Below are 19941 nucleotides of genomic sequence, written 5' to 3'. Positions count from 1 at the left end.
GTTGTGCCGCCCTGCCTTCACGCCGCCATCCTGCCGATCGAGAAATACTCGATGCCGTGACGGGCGATGACCTTGGGATCATAGAGGTTGCGGCCATCGAAGATGACCGGCGTGGTCAGGGCATCCTTCACCGCGTCGAAGGACGGGGCGCGGAAACTCTTCCACTCGGTGGCGATCAGCAACGCGTCGGCGCCGCGCAACGCCGCCTCCTTGGTGCCGCACAACAAAAGGTCGTCGCGCAGGCCGTAGATGGCCTGGCATTCCTGCATAGCCTCGGGATCGTAGGCCTGCACATTGGCGCCGGCCTGCCACAGCGCCTCCATCAGGACGCGCGCCGGCGCCTCGCGCATGTCGTCGGTGTTGGGCTTGAAGGCGAGGCCCCAGAGCGCGAAGGTCTTGCCCTTGAGACTGCCCTTGAAATAACGGTGCACCTTGTCGAACAGCACCGACTTCTGGGCATTGTTGCGCTCCTCCACGGCGCGCAGCAGCTTGGCGTCGAACTTGACACCTTCGGCGGTCTTGATCAGCGCGCGGACATCCTTGGGGAAGCACGAACCGCCATAGCCGAGGCCGGGATAGATGAAGTGATAGCCGATGCGCGGATCCGAGCCGATGCCCTTGCGCACCTCCTCGATGTCGGCGCCGAGCTGCTCGGCCAGATTGGCCATTTCGTTCATGAAGGAGATCTTGGTCGCCAGCATGCAGTTGGCGGCGTACTTCGTGAATTCGGCGCTGCGCACGTCCATCACGATCATCTTCTCGTGGTTTCGGTTGAACGGTGCGTAGAGCTCGCGCATCACCGCCTCGGTGTCCTCGCTGTTGGTGCCGACGATGATGCGGTCGGGCTTCATGCAGTCGGCGACGGCGGAACCTTCCTTGAGGAACTCCGGATTGGAAGCGACGTCGAAAGCCAGGTCATGGCGCCCGCGCGCCTTCAGCGTCGCGGCGATTTTGGCCTTCACCTTTTCGCAGGTGCCGACCGGCACGGTCGACTTGCCGACGACGATCTTGGGACTGTCCATCTCGCGGCCGATGGTCTCGGCCACCGCCAGCACATATTTGAGGTCGGCCGAACCATCTTCGCCGGGTGGCGTGCCGACCGCAATCATCTGGATCTCGCCATGCTTGACGCCGAAGGCGGCATCGGTGGTGAACTTGATGCGGCCGGCGGCGTGGTTCTCCTTGACCAGGGCTTCCAGTCCCGGTTCGAAAATCGGCACCAGGCCCTGGTTGAGCCGCTCGACCTTCTTTTCATCGACATCGACGCACACCACCTGGTGCCCGACCTCCGCCAGCACCGCGGCCTGCACGAGACCGACATAGCCAATTCCAAAGACCGTCAAATTCATTCGGGTTAATTCCTGTTCACGCCCTTTGGCCTTATATAGCCGGGCCGGTTCAGATCTACTTTATGCTGTTTACACTGCATGCCAGCGATTCCGGAAACTGGCACGGCTGGCCGAGCGCGGTGAAGGCGACGCGCTGCACCTGCATCGTCACCTGGCGGCCGGGGTCGGAAAAGGCGCCCATCCAGTTTTTCAGCGTGTCGCTGCCCCAGAGGCTGAAGAATATCTTCTGCGAGTGGGTCGGCAATTGCTCGGGATTGGTCACTTCCTGGACCAGCTTGCCGTTGACGTACCAGCGCAGTCGGTCCTTTTCCCAGATGAAGGCATAGTCGTTGAAGCCCTTGTCGGCGCCGCCTTCGACCTCGGCCAGCTTCTCGTTCTTGGGCTTGCCGGCGATGTAGCTGTTGACCTGCACCTTGGACGTGTCCTTGGTCAGCACCTCGAAGTCGATCTCATACCAGGGCTGTTTGTCGGCAGGGCCGATATAGGTGAAGAAAGCGGCGTTGAGACCGGATCCGGTTTCGGTCTTCATCCGTGCTTCATAGGTCCCATAGCCGAAGCGCTGCTTGGTCTGGATCTCGGCGCAGGCGAACTCGCGGTCCTTCAGTTTGCGCTTTTCGAAGCCGAGCGTCAGCATCTTGTCGGAAACTTTTACCAGGCTTTTCGACCAGGTGCAGTTCTGGTGATTGCCATTCGACCAGCCGTCGGAGACATACCAGCGCGAACGATCGAAACTCTTGAAATCGTCGACGAAGGACGGTGCGCTTTGCATCTCCGGGGAGGCGTCCTGGGCGCGGGAGGGGTGCGCGGCGCCGAGCAGAGCTGCGGCTGCCGCCAACAGAAGCGCACCAACGGATAGAAGACGCGTTGGGAATACAAGACGCATTGGCCGATTTGGCCGCGCGGAAATCATGGCATCGATTGCCGCCATGGGCGTCGTCTTCGGATCTGCGTTCATATCAATTCACCTTTGTGCTGTTCCGCCCCAACCCAAAGTCAACGATTGGCCCACATTGCTAACGGGCCGATCCTCCGTCCCCGAACTTTCTCTTCTGTGTCTCGTGTGACCGTGTTCAGCCGAAGCGACCTGCGGATTTGACATATTCGCCGTGCGAATCAAAACCATGGCCATTCTCGTCGACGATCGCATCGAGCGAATGACGCAGCTCCTTCATCCGGCTCGTCTGGCGCACCAGCTCGGCGATGCGCTGTTCGCAGTTCAGGATGGACTTCGTCAACTCGCCGACTTCCGACAGCTTGCTTGCCGACGCCGAGCCGTTCTCCATCGACTCGACCAGGAAGGCCGCGTTGGTGGACTTCGACCGGTAGCGGGCCTCCAGCCCGGTCTTCTCGGCCGCAATCTCGACCGTGATCTGATCCAACAGCTTTGCCAGACGGTCGAAACGCGCCAGATCGGTCTGCTTGTCCCGCGCCGGGTCCCTGGACCTGAAGCCGAAAATTGAAGCCATCCGGTTGGCCTTCCAAAATTGCTGCACCGCAACATACAGTGCCATCGTCGGGGCGTGTAGGCAACCTCCGAGTTTCAGAAAGGCAATTTTTTCAGCCTTGCGGCCGCCGTCCCGGACTTGGCGGAGCCTACTTTTGCGCCGCCGTGCTGGTACCGGCCATGAGGAAGCGCAAGGGCGGCACCGGCTGCTGCCGCGGGGGCAGACCGGCGTGGCGGAACAACGCATCGAGCTTGTCGGCGGCCACGCCGACAACGATGGGAATGAGATTCGACTGGCTGGCCAGCGCATAGGCGGCGGCAGACGCCATGCCGCGCTCGGCCTTCACATCGAGAAAATTGCGCAGCCGGTATTTGTCACGCACATGCCGCTCGTGCTTGCGCAGCAGGGCCTTGGAGCCTTCCGGCAGGCTGTCGATCTCGAGCAGTGCCAGATCCGCATCGGCGAGGCGCTTCAGATCCTGTGTCTTGTGGCGCCCGCTCAACGAATCGGCGCGCACGATCGCGCCATAGCCGCAGGAACGGATGACCTTGAAGCGTGCGCCAAGGGCAAAGGCGCGGGCGTAGAGTTCGTAATCTTCGCCGAGACGCAGGTTCTCGTCGTAACGCAGCTCATGCCTGTCGAGGAAAGCTCTTGATATCACCGGCTTGAGAAAGCCGAGTTCGCCGCGCTGGACACGCCGTCTGGAGATGTTGCCCTCGATGAATCGCTCGAAGTCGAGGAATTCCGGGTCCGCCGAAAAGGACGGGGCGACGATCTTCGAGACATCGGTCGCCGTATCGTCACGGATCAGCATGATGTTGTCGGCGGCGAAATCCCAGTCGGCGCTGGCAAACAGCTGGCGAAACCGTCCCTGAAGGAAGAAATCGTCGGCGTCGAGAATGCTGATGAAAGGTGATTTCGACCCGGCAATGGCGGTATTGCGGGCGAAGGACGGGCCGCGATTGGCGTCGAGCCGGATGACCGAAAGCCGGCCGCTGCCATCATCGGCAGCGCTGGCCACCTTTGCGGTGTCATCGGTGGAGGCGTCGTCGACGACGACGACTTCCGCCACCTCCGGCTCGCGCAGCGCCGAGGCGATGGCTGCGGGAATGGTCCGGGCCGCGTTGCGCGCCGCGATGATCACGCAGACCCGGGATTCTGTCATGGACATAGGGTGGCCTTTCGATTGCATAAAGTGTCGCGAGGCCCCTCGCCCTCCCGGCCCGCGGCGCCGGACCCCGATCCATCCCCCGATCCATCCCCAGCGGATCGGGACGGAACGTTATCTGCCTGCTGCATGACGACCCTCATCGTCACCGGCTTTCCCGCTCGAAAATCCGCCGGCTGAGGTCGGCTGACGCGGCCCAGCCGGCCTCGGTCAGGTAGCGGACAGGTTCGCGGCCGCACAATTCCCACAAAACGGTGCGCCGTTGCGGCCATCTGAGCGACGACAGCCACGGCGCGATGACCATGTGGAACAGGTCTTCATTGCCGATGCGTGACAGGATCCTGGTGGCCCGATCCGACAGCAGCGTGCCGGCGCCACCAAGCAGCACATCGGCGGCGCGCAGGCCCAGCAGCAGGGTGTCGGCCAGCCCCTGCTCGGCCGCGTAGTCGAGCACAGTCTGCTGCTCGGCCTCGCTCAGCCGACTGGCAGCGGCCCGGATATCGCAGACATAGCCCGCGCATGGCTCGCGGTTGAACAGCGCCTTTGCGACACTGATGCAGGACAGAAGCAAAGTGTCGGAGGCCGAGATGAACGGCACGCTGGAGCCGGCGATCGCAAGCGCGCGCTTGCGGCGCAGGAACCCTTCCGTATCGCGCGGGCTCGGCGATCCCGGCTGCTGGAGCCGGTAGTGGAGATCGACGGTGGACAATTTCCGACCCTGGCTGCGAACCATGTGCTGCTCGCCCAGAAAGCGCACCCACCAGACGGAGCGGGACTTGCCGGCGACCTCGTAGCCGATCGAGCGCAGCGCATCACGAGCTCTAAAGAAGCCGGCCGGCGACACCAATATGTCGACATCTCCGGACGGCTTCATGAAATGGTCGCCATAGAGCAGTTGCTGCTGGAGGGGGCCCTTCAGGAAGACGAAATCGATGCTGCTGCCGCGCAGCGCCTTGTCGATGGCCATCGAATCCATGATGCCGGACGAGTTCATCGCAATCGTGCGCCGGCGATAAGTGTCGAGCCACTCGAGCAATCCCGGCGGCGTCTCGCCCGCCGGTGGCCGCGACAGCGCCTTCAGCATGAAGGTGGCGACCTTGTTCAGCCTGGCGATGTCGCAAACATCGGCAACGGAGATGGCCGGTGCAGGCGCGGTGCTGGGGCTCGCCCCGGAGGCGAAGAACAGCCGCAGGCACGCCTGCACATAGGCCACTTCGTCGGCGCAGCCAGCGGCGCGCAACCTTTCGAAGGTCCCTTCCTGCAAGGCCATATACTGCAGCATCTCCGCAAAAATTCGCCAGGCGCGTTATATTGCAAGTGCGAAGCAAAGCATCGCCAAATTCATGCGCCGCGTCCAGTTTTTTCCTTGGAGACAATTTTCCTGCAACCTGACGTCTAACGACACAGTCGTACAACGTGATGCAAGTCGTCGCCTGATCGGAGCCTCTGCCCGACACGTCAGCAACAATCTTGTGGGAACGCGCCCAAATGACGAGCATTCGACTAGAAAATTTAATCTAATAGAATCAGTTGCTTAGTTAAGCACCACGGACACTGCGCTGAAATCGCCTAGGCTGTGAAAATGCAAGCGGTTTTGATCACCATTGAAGGCAACCGCAACCGAGAATTGATTAACGGCGGGTAAATCAGGCTTGACTCATAAATGCTGCCATGCAGCTATTGCGGTGCAGCAATAGCTCGCTGCCGGCAATCGACAGGCCGCTTCCAGTCCACAAGTGGAGAGTAAATTGGAACAGAATGTTGAAAAGCATGAGTACGAAACCCCTAGCCTGACGGTCCACGGCTCGATCGAGACCATCACGCAAGGCGGTAGCGGTACTACGGCACTCGACGCCTCGTTTCCGGCACATACGCCGGTCGGCGAACTCACCTTCTCCTGAGTCTTCTCTCGTTGGGGTGACAAAGTCCGGACTCTGCAAACAGAGCGCACTAAGGAGAGTCGGGGGTCAAACCCCGGCTCTCGCGTCTTTGTCCGGAATTGCCGAAGCGTTGGTGTTGTGAGTGAGGTTTAGGAATGGACTGGAACCCCTCGGACCATGATCGGGTGAGCGCGAGCAAGGATGCCGTGGCCTGCGAATTTGGCAACGGCCTGGCGCTGCTCGATATGAGGTCCATCTATTACAGCCTGAACAGCGTCGGCGCCTATATCTGGGAGCTGATCCAGGAGCCGCGGCCGATTTCCGAAATCCGCAGCGCCGTGCTGGACCGCTACAATGTCGATCCGGAACGCTGCAAGGCCGATGTCGATGGATTGTTGAAGGGCTTGGCGGACGCCGGGCTTGCGAGGCTCCATGATGAGGAACTTGTCTAGAGCTTTCTCGCTGAGCGGGCCGGAGATGCTCTTTCTCGCGCACTGCCTTGCGGTGGTCGTGGTGGTGCGGCTGGGGCTGACGCTGCTTTCCTATAACAGGATTCGCGGCATGGTGACCCGGTTCGACGCGCGCGAACCGGCCGACATCGGCGATCTCAGGCGTGTCGCCTGGGGCGTGGCTGCGGCTGCCCGCCTGGTGCCTGGCGCAAGCTGTCTGACCCAAGCGCTTTCCGGCCAGTATTTGCTTGCCCGCCAGGGCAACGCCTCAAAAATCCGCATCGGCATCGAGCGCGATACCGGCACCGAGTTGAAGGCGCATGCCTGGCTGGTCAGCGGCGACCACATCGTGCTCGGCGGCTCGCTTGGCGGGTTTAACCATCTCGTCGACCACGGCCAGTGAGCGATGAGCGGCGTCGCCGGAATTCTGCTGAGGCAGGAAGGCAAGCCGGCCGCCGCGGCCGACATTCAGCGCATGCTTGCCCGCATGCAACATCGCGCGCCTGACGGCAGTTCGTGGTGGATGGACGAGGGCGTCGTTCTTGGGCACGCCTGGCTCAACACCACCGATGAAGCCGGCCCCGGCCCGCTGACCATGGCCGGCGGCAAGCTCGCGATCACCGCGGACTGCCGGCTGGACAATCGCGACGAATTGCTGGCCAGGCTCGGCATCCGGGACAGTTCGGTTGCCGACGCCGTGCTTGTGATGCGCGCCTATCTGCGCTGGGGCGAAGCCTGCCCCGAGCATCTGCAAGGCGACTTCGCCTTTGCCATCTGGGATGGCGAGCGCCGGCAGCTGTTTTGCGTGCGCGACCATTTCGGCGTCAAACCGTTCTACTATCATTCGAGCGACCGGCGCTTCGTCTTTGCCTCGGAGATCGGGCCGATCCTCGATGCCGGCAGCGTCGACATGCGCATCAGCGAACACCAGATTTCGGGATTCCTGGCCGGGCTGCCCGACGATCCGCAGTCGACAGCCTATGCCGATATCTTCCGCCTGCCGGCGCGCCACAGTCTGACAGTGACCGGCAACCAGGTGGTGCTGCGCCGCTACTGGCAGATCGAACCCTCGCCAAGGCCGATGCGATCGGATACGGCCGAGGAATTCCGGCATCTGTTTTCGCAATCGGTCCGCAACCGTATGCGCGGCACGCCTGCGGTCGGTGCTATGCTGAGCGGAGGCCTCGATTCCTCGTCGATCGCCTGCGTGGCGGGCCTGCAGAATGCCGCGCAGCGAAAGCCGAGGCTGCCGACCTTCTCGCTGGTGTTCGAAAAGGGTTCGCCGATGGACGAGCGGCCTTTCATCGAGGCAGTGCTTGGACAGGAGAAGGTCGACGGCACTTTGATTTCCGTCGGCAACTACGCGCCTTTCGCGGAGTTCGAACGCATCCTGGAGGAGCAGGAAGAAACGTTCCTGGCCCCCGGCCTGTCGCTGACCCGCGACATCTACAGGACGGCCGGCGCCAAGGGCATGAAGGTGCTGCTGGACGGCCATGGCGGCGACGAGGTGGTTTCGCAGGGCCACGGCCATCTGCACGAACTCGCCTATGCCGGCAAATGGATGGAGCTGTGGCGCGAGCTGCGCAGCGCCTCCAACACCTATGGCGATGGCATGCTCGGCCTCTACTACCAGTTCCTTACCCTTTACGGGCCGGCCTGGCGCATCGCGAGAATCAAGCGGTTCGCGAACCGCGTGCTTGGCAAATTGCGGCGCCATCCCACTGGGCGGCCGGCGACGAGCTGGCGCGCCCTGATCAATCCGGACCTGGCGATGCGTACCGACCTCGTCGAACGGTTCCGCAGGGCCGGCTATATGCCGCCCGCGGTCAGCGCCAGCGAGACCTTGACCCATCGCTGGCTGCTGTCGAACGGCATGGTGCCGCACGCCTTCGAGGTGCTCGACAAGGCGGCGGCGAATTTCGGCGTCGAGCCGCGCTACCCCTTCTGGGACAAGCCTCTCGTCGAGTTCTGCCTGGCACTGCCCGGCGCGGAAAAGCTGAACCAGGGCTTTGGCCGCTCGGTGTTGCGCCGTGCCATGGAAGGAATTTTGCCCCCGGCGGTGCAGTGGCGGCGCGACAAGATCGATTTCACCTCCAATTTGGTCAAAGGCATGCTGGGCAATCACCGCGATCTCCTGGACAAGGTGCTGGTGAAAGATGCGGCGCGGATTGCCCCTTACGTCAACCTGCCTGAGGTGACCGCCGCCTATGGCCGCATTTCCAGCCAACCCGAGGCCGCGACCTTGCCCGATGTCCAGTATGTATGGCGTTCGATTTCGCTATCGTTGTGGCTGCGGCAGGTGCAACAGCGCGGGAGCCACTGATGATGCCGGCCAACATGCCTCTTGCCGCTGATGACCGCCATGCAATTGCTGCTCGCGCACAGCACTTCTACAAAGCCTATGGGCTGACGATCGCTTCGCAGGTCGAACTGCCTGAGCTAGAGCCGAGCGAACCAGCTTGCGTCGATGTGCTGATCACGGTCGGCCCGATCGACTTGCCAAAACCCTCGCCCGAGACCGGAACTGCTTTCCGCTTCGAGGCGCGGCAGCAATATCTGGCATGGCAGACGGTCGGCGCATTCCTGATTACCGATGCCTGCCGCATCGAGGTGGAGCCGGCGCCTGATGTCGACGATGCACTGCTGGCGTTTCCGCTGCTCGGTCCGGTCATGGCACTGCTCCTGCACCAGCGCGGCCTGCTCATCCTGCACGCCAGCGCCATTGCGGTCGGCGGCAAGAGCGCGGTCTTCATGGGCGACAAGGGCGCCGGCAAATCGACTACTGCAAGCGCGATGATCCGGGCCGGCCATCGCTTGCTGACCGACGATGTCGTGGCGCTCGATCTCACGGACCGGCCGATGATCGTTCCGGGCTTTCCGCAGCTGAAACTCGCCGCCGATGCGGCCGCCGCGTTTCCCATCCGCCAGGCAGAAATACGCCCGCAGGTGCATGCGGCGATCGACAAGATGCAGCATCGCCTGCACGCCGGATTTGCGGCAGACGCGGTGCCGGCGACCCGGATTTATATCCTCGAGCGCAGCGACAAGGCAGCGATCACGCCGCTGCCAGGCATCGGCGCCCTGCCGGCCATCATCAAATTTTCCTATGTGACGCGTTTCGGCCGTCCAGCCCTGGTCGGCGATTTTGCCACGACACATCTTCGCCAATGCGCGGCCCTGGCCAGCCAGATCGGCGTCTGTCGCCTCGAAGTGCCGACCGGGCTCGACCGTATCGGCGAAGCCGTCGCCCTGATCGAAAACGATCTGGCGGCCGACAAAGGGCCGCGGTGAGCTGACATGTCCGCATCGCAGATCCTGCGCTTTTCGTTTTACCGCGATGTCGCCGGCTTCGGCGCCGCCATGGCCCGGATCGGCGGGCGCAGGACCTTCACGGCATTGCTGTTCCTGATCCTGGGAAGCCTGACCGAAGGCATTTCGATCCTGCTTCTGGTGCCGCTGCTGCATCTGGTCGGGCGACCCGAGCAGAATTTCGCGGTCAGGTTGCCTGACCGCGACTGGGTGCGCTGGCTGGCGCCGGACGGAACGCTGCAATTGACCACGGTGCTTTGCCTGCTGGTCGGGCTTGTCGCGCTGCAGGCGGCGTTCAACCGTTATAAATCCGTCTACATGGCGCGGCTGCTGCTCGACTTCATCAATCGCCTGCGCATGAACCTGTTCGAGAGCATCGGCAAGGCGCGGTGGGGGATATTCGCGCGCATGCGCATCTCGGATCTCGACCATGCGCTGACCGGCGATATCGACCGCGTGCAGTCGGCGGCGTTCTCGCTGCTGATGCTGGTGCAGATCGCCGTGCTTCTGGCGGGTTATCTCGTTGTCTCGCTGTTCATTTCGACAGTGATGACGGCGTTTGCCATTGTCGTCGGCATCGTCACCTTCCTGGCACTGCAGCCGTTTCGGGCACGAGCCAGCGCCTTCGGCCGGGTTTTGACCAGCAATCGCCAGGAGCAGTACCGAACGGTCTCGGAGTTCCTCGGCGGCATCAAGGTGGCCAAGAGCCTGAATGTCGAGGCGACCTATTACGCGCAGCTTCGCGCGACGCTGGAGAAGATGAAGGCCGACAACATCAACTATGTGCGCAACAGCACCATCGGCACCGCTCTGTTCCAGGTCGCCAGCGTCATTGGTCTGAGCCTGTTCATCTATGTCGCTTTGGTCCGCTTCAACCTCTCGCTGGCCGAGATCGTTGTCCTGCTTCTGGTGTTCATGCGCATCGCGCCGCGTTTCATGGACATGCAGATGCAGGCGCAGCAGGTGCTGATTAACCTGCCGGCCTATGCCTCGATGCGCGACATGCAGGCGCGTTTCGATGCCGAACGCGAGCCGGCAAACCTCGAATCGGATGCCAAGCTGTCGCTCGATGTCGGGCTCAACATCCGCAACGTCTTCTTTGCCTATGAGGCCGGCGGCAAGCCGGTGGTGAGCGATGTGACGTTTGGCCTTCCCGCCGGCAAGGTAACGGCGCTGATCGGTCCGTCAGGCTCGGGCAAGAGCACGCTTGCCGACATGCTGCTTGGCCTGCTCGAACCGAGCGAGGGCAAAATCCTGGCCGATGGCGTCGAGATCGGCGCCGCCAACCGCCGGCGCTGGCGCGACCAGGTGGCGTATGTGCCGCAAGACGTGTTCCTGCTGCACGATACGATCGCCGCCAATCTGCGCCTTGCCGCGCCGCAAGCCAGTGACGCGGAGCTGTGGACTGCACTGCGCGCTGCGCATGGCGCCGACTTCGTCGAGCGGCTGGAGTTGCGGCTCGACACGGTGGTCGGCGACCGCGGCGTCCGGCTCTCGGGCGGCGAACGCCAGCGCATCGCGCTGGCGCGCGCGCTGCTGCGCAAACCTTCGCTGCTCATTCTCGACGAGGCGACCAGCGCGCTCGACTGGCAGAACCAGTCCCTGATCGCCAAATCGATCGACGGCTTGCGCGGATCGATGACGATCCTGACCATTGCGCACAGACCATCGATGATCGCCTTCGCCGACTGGGTGGTTGCAGTCGAAAATGGACGAATCGTCGAAGTCGGGCAATATCAGAGGTTGAAAGCGAAGGCCGGCAGCCGCCTGTCGAAAATGCTTTCAGGCGAGCAATCGGAACCCGAGCCGGCCGAAGCAGGCTGAGTCCGGCTGCAAGATGATCCGAGGCCGACCTTGCGGCTTCAGTTTGTTCAATGCACGCTGCGCCTCGCCGAAAGCTTCTCGCCTTCAACCGCCTTGTCGGCGCCGAGGCTTCTTTCGGCGTCACGAGCCCTGTCGGCCGATGTCGGCGCGCTCCTGGCGATCATCACATACACCAGCAGGAAATAACCGATTTGGATGAGGACAGCGCAGCCGATGACGCGAAGCACCGTTGTGGTGACCGTCGCGCCGTCGACATAGGACCACGCGACCACGATCGCGAGGGCGAAAACCATTCCAATGACGAATTTTGGTAATGACATGTTCGGCGGCCCGTCAACCGGCCCGAGCATGCAAAAGCGATGACTTACCCACCCGAGTATCTCCCCATTCGCCATGCGAGCTTATTTAGCTGCTCTTTTTGGCCGGTTGCTTCCGGCCTTCCCAACCCATCCAGACTCTATCAGGAATAATTTGCGACTCTATTAAGGCGCGAAACTGACGGCAAGGGCAACCTGCAATAATTTTCGGCTTGGCGGCGGCTTGGACTCCGCCATGCTGCGATGCACATGCAGGGGTGGTGACCTAACTCGTCATGCGCTTTATACTACAGTAGAATCTACAATGTTGATTAGTATTTTACTTGATTAATTTAGCAAAGCCAGTGATTCGAAAATCAGTTAAAGCCGTTCCCTCTGCAGCAAAGGACGATTTGCCCAAAACCCGCCGAAAAAAGGCATTACATTTCCTACGGTTGCTAATTATTCGTCACAAACCCGCCATAAAGGGCAAAATTTGGGCAAGGAGGGTTTATTATTTAGTCAATTCCTGACGTGACTATTTCAGCCATATGGGAAATTGTGTGTTGCGCTGCAGCATTTTTTTGGTATCGTGGCATAAACCATCCGTTCAACGTATGGAGCTTTTGCATGAGGGACGTTGCCAAGTCGGCCAATGCGGCATTTTCGCATGTCGGCGTAGATTTTCCGCCACCCATCGGCGGGCTGCTGAAGCGCAGTTTCGATATTTTCGGTTCACTTGTCGGCTTGGTGGCGCTTAGCCCGCTGTTCCTGATGGTGGCCCTTCTGGTCAAGCTTTCCGACGGCGGCTCGATCTTCTACGGCCACAAGCGCATCGGACGCGGTGGGCGGATTTTCCCCTGCCTCAAGTTCCGCACCATGGTCGAAGACGGCGAACGTGTGCTGGCCGCCTATCTCGCGGCCAATCCGGAAGCCAACGCCGAATGGATCGCGACCCGCAAGCTGAAGAACGATCCGCGCGTCACCCGCGTCGGCGCCGTTCTGCGCAAGCTCAGCCTCGACGAGCTGCCGCAGATCATCAACATCCTGCAGGGCGATATGAGCCTTGTCGGGCCTCGCCCGGTGGTGCGTGACGAGCTTGAGATCTACGGCAGCGCCGCGGTCTATTATTTGAAGTCGCGGCCGGGCCTGACCGGGCTCTGGCAGGTCAGCGGACGCAACGATGTCTCCTATGACAGCCGCGTCGCGTTCGACCGTCACTATGTCGAGAACTGGTCGCTGTTCGAAGACGTTCGCATCATCCTCAAGACCGTGCCTGCGGTGTGGATGTCGCGCGGTTCCTACTGACCGACCGCAACTGGTCAGCAATCGGGCCGGTACGGCCCGAAGCCAATCCGGTCCAAAGCTATTCGGCGATGGGCCGGTCTCGCATTGCAGCCATAGTATTCTGCCAGGTTCCGAAGGAGGCACTCGGCAGCAGGCCTATCGGGCGGATGGGGCCAAAACGGATCGGAAACGTTCAGTTGAAAACAGACATATCAGCGTATTTTCGCCTTGCCGGCCCGATGCGGCCGGCACGGCTCGTCGCCACGTGCCTCGCTGTGTCGCTCGCGGTTCCGGCCATGGCCGACGAGTACCGGCTCGGCTCGCAGGACAAGCTCAACATCCGCGTCGCCGAGTGGCAGACGGTGGAAGGCACGTTCCGTGACTGGTCGGCGGTAAACGGCGAATATTCGGTCGGTCCAGCCGGCAATTTGTCGGTGCCGTTCGTCGGCGAACTGCCGGCCGCCGGCAAGACCACGTCGGATGTTGCGGCCGCGATCAGCGTCGCCCTGCAGCGCAAGCTTGCCTTGTCGGACAAGCCGGAAGCCTCGGTGGAAATGGTGCAGTTCCGGCCGTTCTACATCTCGGGCGAGATCCAGACGCCTGGCCAGTTTCCCTATGTGCCGGAGCTGACCGTGCTCAAGGCGATCAGCATCGCCGGCGGCATCCGGCGCAACGCCGATTTCGGCACCCAGCTCGGCAAGGATCTGATCACCGCCAAGGGCAATTTCGACATTTATGACGACCAGCGCGTGCGGTTGATCGTCAAGCGTGCCCGCATCGATGCCGATCTCGCCGGCAAGGAGAGTTTCGAGGCGCCTAAGGAAGTCGAGGGCGACCCGCGCCTGGCGACAATCGTCGCCGACGAAATGCAGATCCTGATCTCCGACCAGAAAGCGTTGAAGCTGAAGCTGCAGGCGCTTGACGATCTGAAAGGGGTCCTGCAGTCCGAAATCGAGGCGCTGCAGAAAAAGATCGTCAACCAGCAAAAGCAGGTCGACCTGGCGCAGCAGCAGGCGGACAGTATCGGTCCGCTGGCGCAAAAGGGCCTGGTCGCCAACGCACGCCTGCTTTCCTCGCAACAGTCGGTCACCGATCTGCAGGGCAAGATCCTGGACTATGAGACGGCGATCCTCACCGCCAAGCAGTCGGTCAGCAAGGCGACGCAGGATGCCATCGATGCCCAGAACACGTTGAACTCGAGACTTGCCGCCGACCGGCAGCAGGTCGAAGCAGACCTCAACGAAGCCGCACTCAGGGTCAACATGCAACAGGGCCTGATGGCCCAGGCATCGGACCCGGCCACGACCGCCGCCATAACAAACAACAATGAAGAGCCGGCGCTCATCTATTCGCTGGTGCGCGTGACCGACGGCAAGACCAGCGAGATCGACGCCAAGGAAGATACGCCGGTGCTGCCGGGCGACGTCATCAAGGTGAAGCTGGCGCCGACGGCCAGTCAGTAGGCTGTGGGACTACGTCGCGATCCAGCGCTTTCTATCCATCCAGAGCAAAGAATTCCAATCTCCGTCAGGCCCGCCTGGCGGAGATTTTGCTATGTGCGATTTTAGGCCGCGAACCGATACGGCGCGCTGCTTTGAAGGAATTCACGCGGATGTCGCTGCTCCAAAGCCGCTATGCAGTTTTGGGTGACACGCATGGGCTTGCTTGATCGGCGGCCGGACGGCCGGCATGCCCGGGCCAGGCTGGTTCGCCCCTTGCCGCCTCCGCCGGCTCGAAGGCCGGCGACCAGCGCGTGCGGGTGACCGGCAGCCGCGCCAGCTTGAAGTAGCTGAAATACATCAGGAACGAGCCCATGATGTAAGGGTTGAGGATCTCGACCTCGACGAAGGAGCGGATGAGCAGCAGCACCATCACGCCGAAGAGCACCACCGATTCGGCCTGCCATGCCTTGAAGATCACCGTCGAAACGTGACCATAAAGCGTGCGCAGCAAGATCAGCGACACCATTATCGCGCCGGTGAAGCCGAGCTCGACAAGCGCCTCGACATAGGTGTTGTGGAAATGGAAGCCGGTGCGAGTGGTGATGTAGAATTCGTTCCACAGCCGCTCGGCTTCGGCAAAGCCCTGCACCCAATAGGCGGCATAACCGACGCCGAGGATCGGCGAGCGCTGCGCAGCGTTCCAGCCCTGCTCCCAAAGATATGTCCGCCCGGTGAGTGTCGAATCCTTACCAAAGAGGCCAAGCACGAAGTCCATGAGCCCGAGATTGAGCGCAACAACGGCCACCACGACGACCAGACCAGCGCCGACCACGAAGATCACCCGGCGATAGCGCCGCGACAAAAGCTTGGTCATAGCAAGAAGCGCAATCAGCGCCAGGACCGCCGGTATCGAGGCCATCGAGGTGGCGGAATGCGAGACCACCAGCACAAAGGCCGACAACAGCACCACAGGCACCGTTAGTATGAAGCTCAGCCGACCACGCCGCAGGAAAGTAAGAAAAACGACGGAGAAATAGATGCCAAGCGAGCCGACGAAGCCGACCTGGTTCTTGGAGGCGAAGGCGCCGACGAAGTTGTAGGTGCCGTCAAGCACGTCCTCGGAATAAGCCCCGACCTTGAGCGAATAGAGCAGGACGAAGAATATCCCGATCAGGGCGCCGAGCGTCAGGGTGCGTACGCTGACGGTGCGCGCCGCGACATAGGCGCAGGCAATGTGGGAAAAGTACTGGACCGCGGTTCTGGCGGTGATGCCGGGCGCCTGCGACCAGAAGACGGAGAAGCAGACATAGGCCGCGAACAGCAACGGCAGCCAGGCGCTAGACAACTGCCGCAGGAAGCGCCGGTAGTCGACGAGGATAAGCGGAAGCCAGACGGCGTAGTAGGCCAGGATCAGCACCTGGCCGAAAATGACGGAATAGGAGAACGCCCAGACCGATACGGCCACTGCAAAGGCGCCATAGACCGAGTTCTTCTCGGGGTCGACCAGCAGGGCCTTTGGAATTTTCATCTCAGAGTCCCGGCGACGCGGCCCAAGGTCGGCAAGCCAGACCGGCCGCAAGCCAGCCGGCATGTCCGCAAACAGGGGCGTGCAATAAACGGCATCTCCATTGTGCAGTGCAATATAACCTATCGCACGCCATGCTCAATGGCAAATCCGGTCACCTTGTCTTACATCGGAGCCGTTCACCGTTTTGCGGGAACGACGAACTGCTCTAACCCTTTGTTTTGATGCAATTCCTGTTGGAACCCGTTCACACTTTTCGTGGAATTGCTCCAGCGAACAGGGAGAGGTCAGCCGGTAGCCCACCCAGCACGGCAGCTCTGATCAGGCGAGGAGAACACACTACCACAGCGCCCCGCCGGTGATCTGGATGTTTTCCATGGTGATGCCCTTGGCCAGATCCGAACACAGGAACACGGCTAGAGCCGCGATTTCCTGCGGCTGCAGCATGCGCTGCTGGGGATTGCCCTTGGCGATCTCGGCCATCGCTTCCTCGGCGGTTCTGCCCTTGCCCTCACGCTCGACGACCTGCGCCACGTTGCGGCGCATCAGTTCGGTCTCGACCCAGGTCGGGCTGATCATGACGCAGGTGACACCGTGCGCGGCGCCTTCCAGCGCCACGCAGCGGGTAAGGCCGAGCAGCCCGGCCTTCGAGGCGCAGTAGGCCGGGTTGTCCTTCCAGCCGACGGAAGCCGCCGTCGAGCCGATGTTGACGATACGGCCCCAGCCGCGCTCGATCATGCCGGGCAGCACAGCTCGGGTGACGCGGAACGCTCCGCTGAGATTGGTGTCGACGATCTTGTCCCACAGCGCGTCGGAATGGCCGCAGACCGGCTGTTCTGCGGTGGTGCCCGCGGCATTGACCAGTATGTCGGCCGGGCCGATGGCGGCCTGCGCGTCGGCTGCAAACCGGTTGGTCACCTCGCTGTCGCGGACATCGAGATGGGCGGCACAAACCCTGGTGCCGTGTGCCGACAGGGCCAACCGCACGCGCTCGAGTTCATCGGCGCCGGGATAGTAGGCGGCGTCGGATCTGTCGGCGCCGGCGGGCGCGATGTAGGAGCCGACGGCGACATTGGCGCCGGCTTGCGCCAGGGCCGTAGCAATGGCGAAACCCATGCCGGAAAACCCGCCGGTGACGATGGCGCTGCGGCCGGAAAGGTCTGTCATGGTGGGCAGTCTCCGATGCGACGTACGATGCGTTTATTCATAGTCCGTCGCCGGCTAGGAGCGCTACCTTGCCGGCAACGCGGCCGTAACATCGAGTTTCGCTAAAGCGGTTTGCCCAGCCACTCGCGGTAGAAGCCTTCGAGATCTGGCTCGAAATCATGGACGATCGGGTAGCCCGGCGCCGCCGCTTCCACTTCGTGCATGGTGCCGCATTGTGGACAGATGAATTCGCGGATTTCCATCCATTGCGGATCGGGGATATCGCTGTTGGGATAGATCTCGCGCAGCGCTGCCTCGGTGTTTCGCACGTTGATCGCGGCCTTGAGCTTCCAGTTCTTGCGGTAGTCGCCGAAGGAGTGGCCGCATTCGCAGCGGGTGATCCGTTCATCGCCGCTTTGGCAGATGAAGAGGTGATCCGAGACCGGCAGCAGGATCGGGTCCTTCCATGCGACACGGTCCTGATAGACGGCGAGCATCTTGAAGAAGCGGTCGTCGTCCTTGTAGGCGCTCATGATGCGCTTTGTCTGCGGCCAGGGCAGCTTGCCTGCTGAGAGATCGCCGAGGACTTCCTTGCTGTATGAGGTCATGGCTTTGCTCCCGGCATGAAGATCGATCTGGCGTCGACGGTCCAGAAATCACTGAAATCCCTGGTGAAGCGCGACGATAGCTTGATCGCGCTGGCATACATTTTCTTCACCTCGGGCGCGAAGTCGGCCTTCTCGACACGGCCGCGTTCGGCAGCGATCCAGTCCGAAACCGGGATCGCCTTGGCCAGACGCTCTCTGCGCATGGCGGCACGACGTTCGACGATGGCGTCGATATCGGCAACCGGATAACCCTCGGCGTCGTCCTTCAGCACGATGCCGAAAATCTGGATCGCCGCCTGGCGGGTGAGAAAACCGTTCTCGGCATCCCAGGCGGTCTTGACCGGATCGCGCTCCAGCACGTCGCCGTAACCGCCGCCACCATTGTAGGAATGGCTGAAGATGTCCCCCGACTTGTGCGGCGAGGTGATGTAGGGGCCTTCGACCACGGCATGGTCGCCGCCGATGTTCTTCTCGTAGTCGGAGACATGCGGATCGATACCTGGGGCATGCGCGAGCGGTTCGCCTTTTGCCGCCAGTTCATGGATGTTGGAATTGCGTACCGCGCGATGCTTCTGGCAGGTCGGCGCGGGATAGCCGCCACACATGCCGCCATTGTCGAATACCCGCGAGGAGTGTTCCGAGGTGTGCAGTCGCAGGTGCGAGGTCTTGTTGATCAGCCAGGTCGAGACGAAGGAACAGCCGCCGCGATATTTGCCGGCGCCCCCTGAATTGGGGACAATCGAGCGGCCGATATAGACCATCGGCATCGATTGTTCCCAGACCTCGATGTTGCCCATGTCAGATTCCGGATTCCAGCCGACATAGGCGGTGTCGAGGCCATCGGCGATGGCCAGCGCGCCGGAGCCGGCGGCGGCGCATTCGAAATGCGCCATGCCGAACGGCGTACCGTACTGGCTTTCGCCGCCCATCTCGATCATCGGGCTGTTGACCTGGCCAACGAAGGCTTCCTCGACGAAGCCGCGCGCGACGAAGCCGCGCGACAAAAGGCGCTGGAACACGCCATAGGCCGGCAGCAGCAGCGCCCAGGATGTGGCGGTCGCCACCATCTCATTGTCGGGGTTGGTCCAGGTGCCGTGCGGCAGCTTCAGCTCGGTCGCCATCCAGGCGCCGTCATTGACCAGGCCTTCGAAGTTCATGTGCTGGGTCAAGGTGACGAACATGCCTCCATCCATGCCGGCCGGCGTGCAGTTCATCGAATGGTAGCCCCAGGGCTGCGTGCCCTCGAAGTCCATGGTGATCTTGCCGTCGGTGGTGATCTCCATCTCGATCGGGATGTTGTAGAGCCAGTCGGGATCGCCAAGCAGCTGGAAGCCGGGCTTGCCCGCCGTGACATGGCCGTAGAAGGTGTGGCCGCGATAGATGCCGGGCACGGTGAGCTGGCAGGTGCGGGCGAGCTGGGCGCGACGGCCCTCCTCGATGAACTCCTTCGACACCTTCATCCAGTAGTCGAGGCCGATCTCGGAGATCAGCTGCTTGACGCTTTCGCGCATGTCGATGCAGGAGGCGACCTTGGCCTTCTCGTCGAGCACCCAGTAGATCGGCATGCGCAGATTGCGCTCGCAGCGGATGACGTAGTCGCGGCGGATCTCGTCATTCTCGCCGATCTTTTCGGCGCAGACGAACAGGCCTTCGGTGAAGCGCTCCTGCGCCAGGCAGACGTCGCCGCCGGGCGTGATGCCGCCGGCTTCGAGCTCGTGGCAGACCGCACCGGCCCAGCCGACCAGCGTGCCTTCATGGAAGATCGGCACCACGTCCATGACGTCGGGCACCTGCACGGTGCCGATGAAGGCATCGTTGTTGGCGAAGATGTCGCCTTCGCGGATCTTCGGGTTTTCCTCGTAATTGTTCTTGATCATCCATTTGATGAAGCGGCTCATCGTGTGGACGTGGACCATGATGCCGTTGGACAGCGCGATCGCATCGCCCTCGGGCGTATAGATCGCCACCACCATTTCGCCGACTTCGCGCACGCCGGGCGAGGCCGAGATGCGGCGGGCCATTTCGCGGGCCGAGACGCAATAGGCGCGCAGCTTGGTGTGCAGCGTCTCGAATTTCAGCGGGTCCTGGTTGCGTAGCGTGAGCTCGGTGATGCCGTCATAGCAGCCGGTCTGTTCCATCAGCCGTTCTGAATCGAGCAGCCGTTCGCGAAGGCGCAGAGCCGAGGCAGGTTTGTCCAACATGGCGGTGCCCTT

At 62.0% G+C, this 19941-nt stretch carries 18 protein-coding genes; 8 read left to right on the top strand and 10 right to left on the bottom strand.

Annotated elements, in window-relative coordinates; all coding sequences use genetic code 11:
- Nucleotides 1-17: 17 nt before the first annotated feature.
- The 5 genes from NKK52_RS27855 to NKK52_RS27835 form a co-directional block, all read right to left on the bottom strand.
- Nucleotides 18-1349: a UDP-glucose dehydrogenase family protein gene (locus tag NKK52_RS27855; protein WP_023684228.1), complete on the bottom strand. Its 1332-nt coding sequence runs from the start codon at nt 1347-1349 to the stop codon at nt 18-20.
- A gap of 55 nt (nt 1350-1404) precedes the next feature.
- Nucleotides 1405-2304, bottom strand: a complete 900-nt coding sequence (exoK, locus tag NKK52_RS27850) for an endo-1,3-1,4-beta-glycanase ExoK (RefSeq protein WP_023684229.1) — start codon at nt 2302-2304, stop codon at nt 1405-1407.
- A 115-nt stretch (nt 2305-2419) separates the two neighbouring features.
- Nucleotides 2420-2815 carry a hypothetical protein gene (locus NKK52_RS27845; protein ID WP_023684230.1) on the bottom strand — a complete coding sequence of 132 codons (396 nt, stop codon included), beginning with the start codon at nt 2813-2815 and terminating at the stop codon, nt 2420-2422.
- 127 nt (nt 2816-2942) lie between these two features.
- On the bottom strand, nt 2943-3965 hold the full coding sequence (locus tag NKK52_RS27840) for a glycosyltransferase family 2 protein (RefSeq protein ID WP_023684231.1): 1023 nt from the start codon (nt 3963-3965) through the stop codon (nt 2943-2945).
- 142 nt (nt 3966-4107) lie between these two features.
- Nucleotides 4108-5232, bottom strand: a complete 1125-nt coding sequence (locus tag NKK52_RS27835) for a nucleotidyltransferase family protein (RefSeq protein ID WP_023684232.1) — start codon at nt 5230-5232, stop codon at nt 4108-4110.
- A 478-nt stretch (nt 5233-5710) separates the two neighbouring features.
- Here NKK52_RS27835 and NKK52_RS27830 point away from each other — a divergent pair, with 478 nt between their 5' ends.
- From NKK52_RS27830 to NKK52_RS27805, 6 genes are all read left to right on the top strand, one after another.
- Complete coding sequence (locus NKK52_RS27830) at nt 5711-5863, top strand: lasso RiPP family leader peptide-containing protein (protein WP_023684233.1); 153 nt, start codon at nt 5711-5713, stop codon at nt 5861-5863.
- A gap of 134 nt (nt 5864-5997) precedes the next feature.
- A complete protein-coding gene (locus NKK52_RS27825; RefSeq protein WP_023684234.1) occupies nt 5998-6294 on the top strand; it encodes a PqqD family protein in 297 nt (98 codons plus the stop codon).
- A gap of 25 nt (nt 6295-6319) precedes the next feature.
- Nucleotides 6320-6694 carry a lasso peptide biosynthesis B2 protein gene (locus NKK52_RS27820; protein ID WP_023684235.1) on the top strand — a complete coding sequence of 125 codons (375 nt, stop codon included), beginning with the start codon at nt 6320-6322 and terminating at the stop codon, nt 6692-6694.
- A 3-nt stretch (nt 6695-6697) separates the two neighbouring features.
- Nucleotides 6698-8614, top strand: coding sequence for a lasso peptide isopeptide bond-forming cyclase (locus NKK52_RS27815; protein ID WP_023684236.1), 1917 nt, complete (start codon nt 6698-6700; stop codon nt 8612-8614).
- Nucleotides 8614-9582, top strand: coding sequence for a phosphoenolpyruvate carboxykinase (ATP) (locus tag NKK52_RS27810; RefSeq protein WP_023684237.1), 969 nt, complete (start codon nt 8614-8616; stop codon nt 9580-9582). The genes NKK52_RS27815 and NKK52_RS27810 overlap by 1 nt, the downstream gene beginning before the upstream one ends.
- A gap of 6 nt (nt 9583-9588) precedes the next feature.
- Nucleotides 9589-11424 (top strand): ABC transporter ATP-binding protein, encoded by a 1836-nt coding sequence (locus tag NKK52_RS27805; RefSeq protein ID WP_023684238.1) that lies wholly within the window; start codon nt 9589-9591, stop codon nt 11422-11424.
- Between the two features lie 47 nt (nt 11425-11471).
- Here NKK52_RS27805 and NKK52_RS27800 read toward each other — a convergent pair whose 3' ends face one another.
- Nucleotides 11472-11744: an exopolysaccharide production repressor protein gene (locus tag NKK52_RS27800; RefSeq protein ID WP_023668815.1), complete on the bottom strand. Its 273-nt coding sequence runs from the start codon at nt 11742-11744 to the stop codon at nt 11472-11474.
- Nucleotides 11745-12350: 606 nt separating this feature from the next.
- On the opposite strand from NKK52_RS27800, the gene NKK52_RS27795 reads away from it, so the two are divergent.
- Entirely contained in the window at nt 12351-13028 is a 678-nt protein-coding gene (locus tag NKK52_RS27795; RefSeq protein ID WP_023668816.1) for a sugar transferase, read from the top strand.
- Between the two features lie 218 nt (nt 13029-13246).
- The gene (locus NKK52_RS27790; RefSeq protein ID WP_033000422.1) at nt 13247-14470 is read left to right on the top strand and encodes a polysaccharide biosynthesis/export family protein; all 1224 of its coding nucleotides are present in this window, start codon (nt 13247-13249) and stop codon (nt 14468-14470) included.
- Between the two features lie 169 nt (nt 14471-14639).
- On the opposite strand, the gene NKK52_RS27785 is transcribed toward NKK52_RS27790, so the two are convergent.
- From NKK52_RS27785 to NKK52_RS27770, 4 genes are all read right to left on the bottom strand, one after another.
- On the bottom strand, nt 14640-15977 hold the full coding sequence (locus tag NKK52_RS27785; protein WP_023684240.1) for an O-antigen ligase family protein: 1338 nt from the start codon (nt 15975-15977) through the stop codon (nt 14640-14642).
- A gap of 336 nt (nt 15978-16313) precedes the next feature.
- On the bottom strand, nt 16314-17141 hold the full coding sequence (locus NKK52_RS27780) for an SDR family NAD(P)-dependent oxidoreductase (protein ID WP_023684241.1): 828 nt from the start codon (nt 17139-17141) through the stop codon (nt 16314-16316).
- 101 nt (nt 17142-17242) lie between these two features.
- Nucleotides 17243-17728 (bottom strand): acetone carboxylase subunit gamma, encoded by a 486-nt coding sequence (locus tag NKK52_RS27775; protein WP_023684242.1) that lies wholly within the window; start codon nt 17726-17728, stop codon nt 17243-17245.
- Nucleotides 17725-19929, bottom strand: a complete 2205-nt coding sequence (locus NKK52_RS27770; RefSeq protein WP_023684243.1) for a hydantoinase B/oxoprolinase family protein — start codon at nt 19927-19929, stop codon at nt 17725-17727. Before NKK52_RS27770 ends, NKK52_RS27775 begins: the two co-directional genes overlap by 4 nt.
- Between the last annotated feature and the right edge of the window lie 12 nt (nt 19930-19941).

This window comes from Mesorhizobium sp. C277A (genome assembly GCF_040324395.1).
Taxonomy (GTDB): Bacteria; Pseudomonadota; Alphaproteobacteria; order Rhizobiales; family Rhizobiaceae; genus Mesorhizobium.
This window is presented reverse-complemented; position numbering and strand designations above follow the sequence as displayed.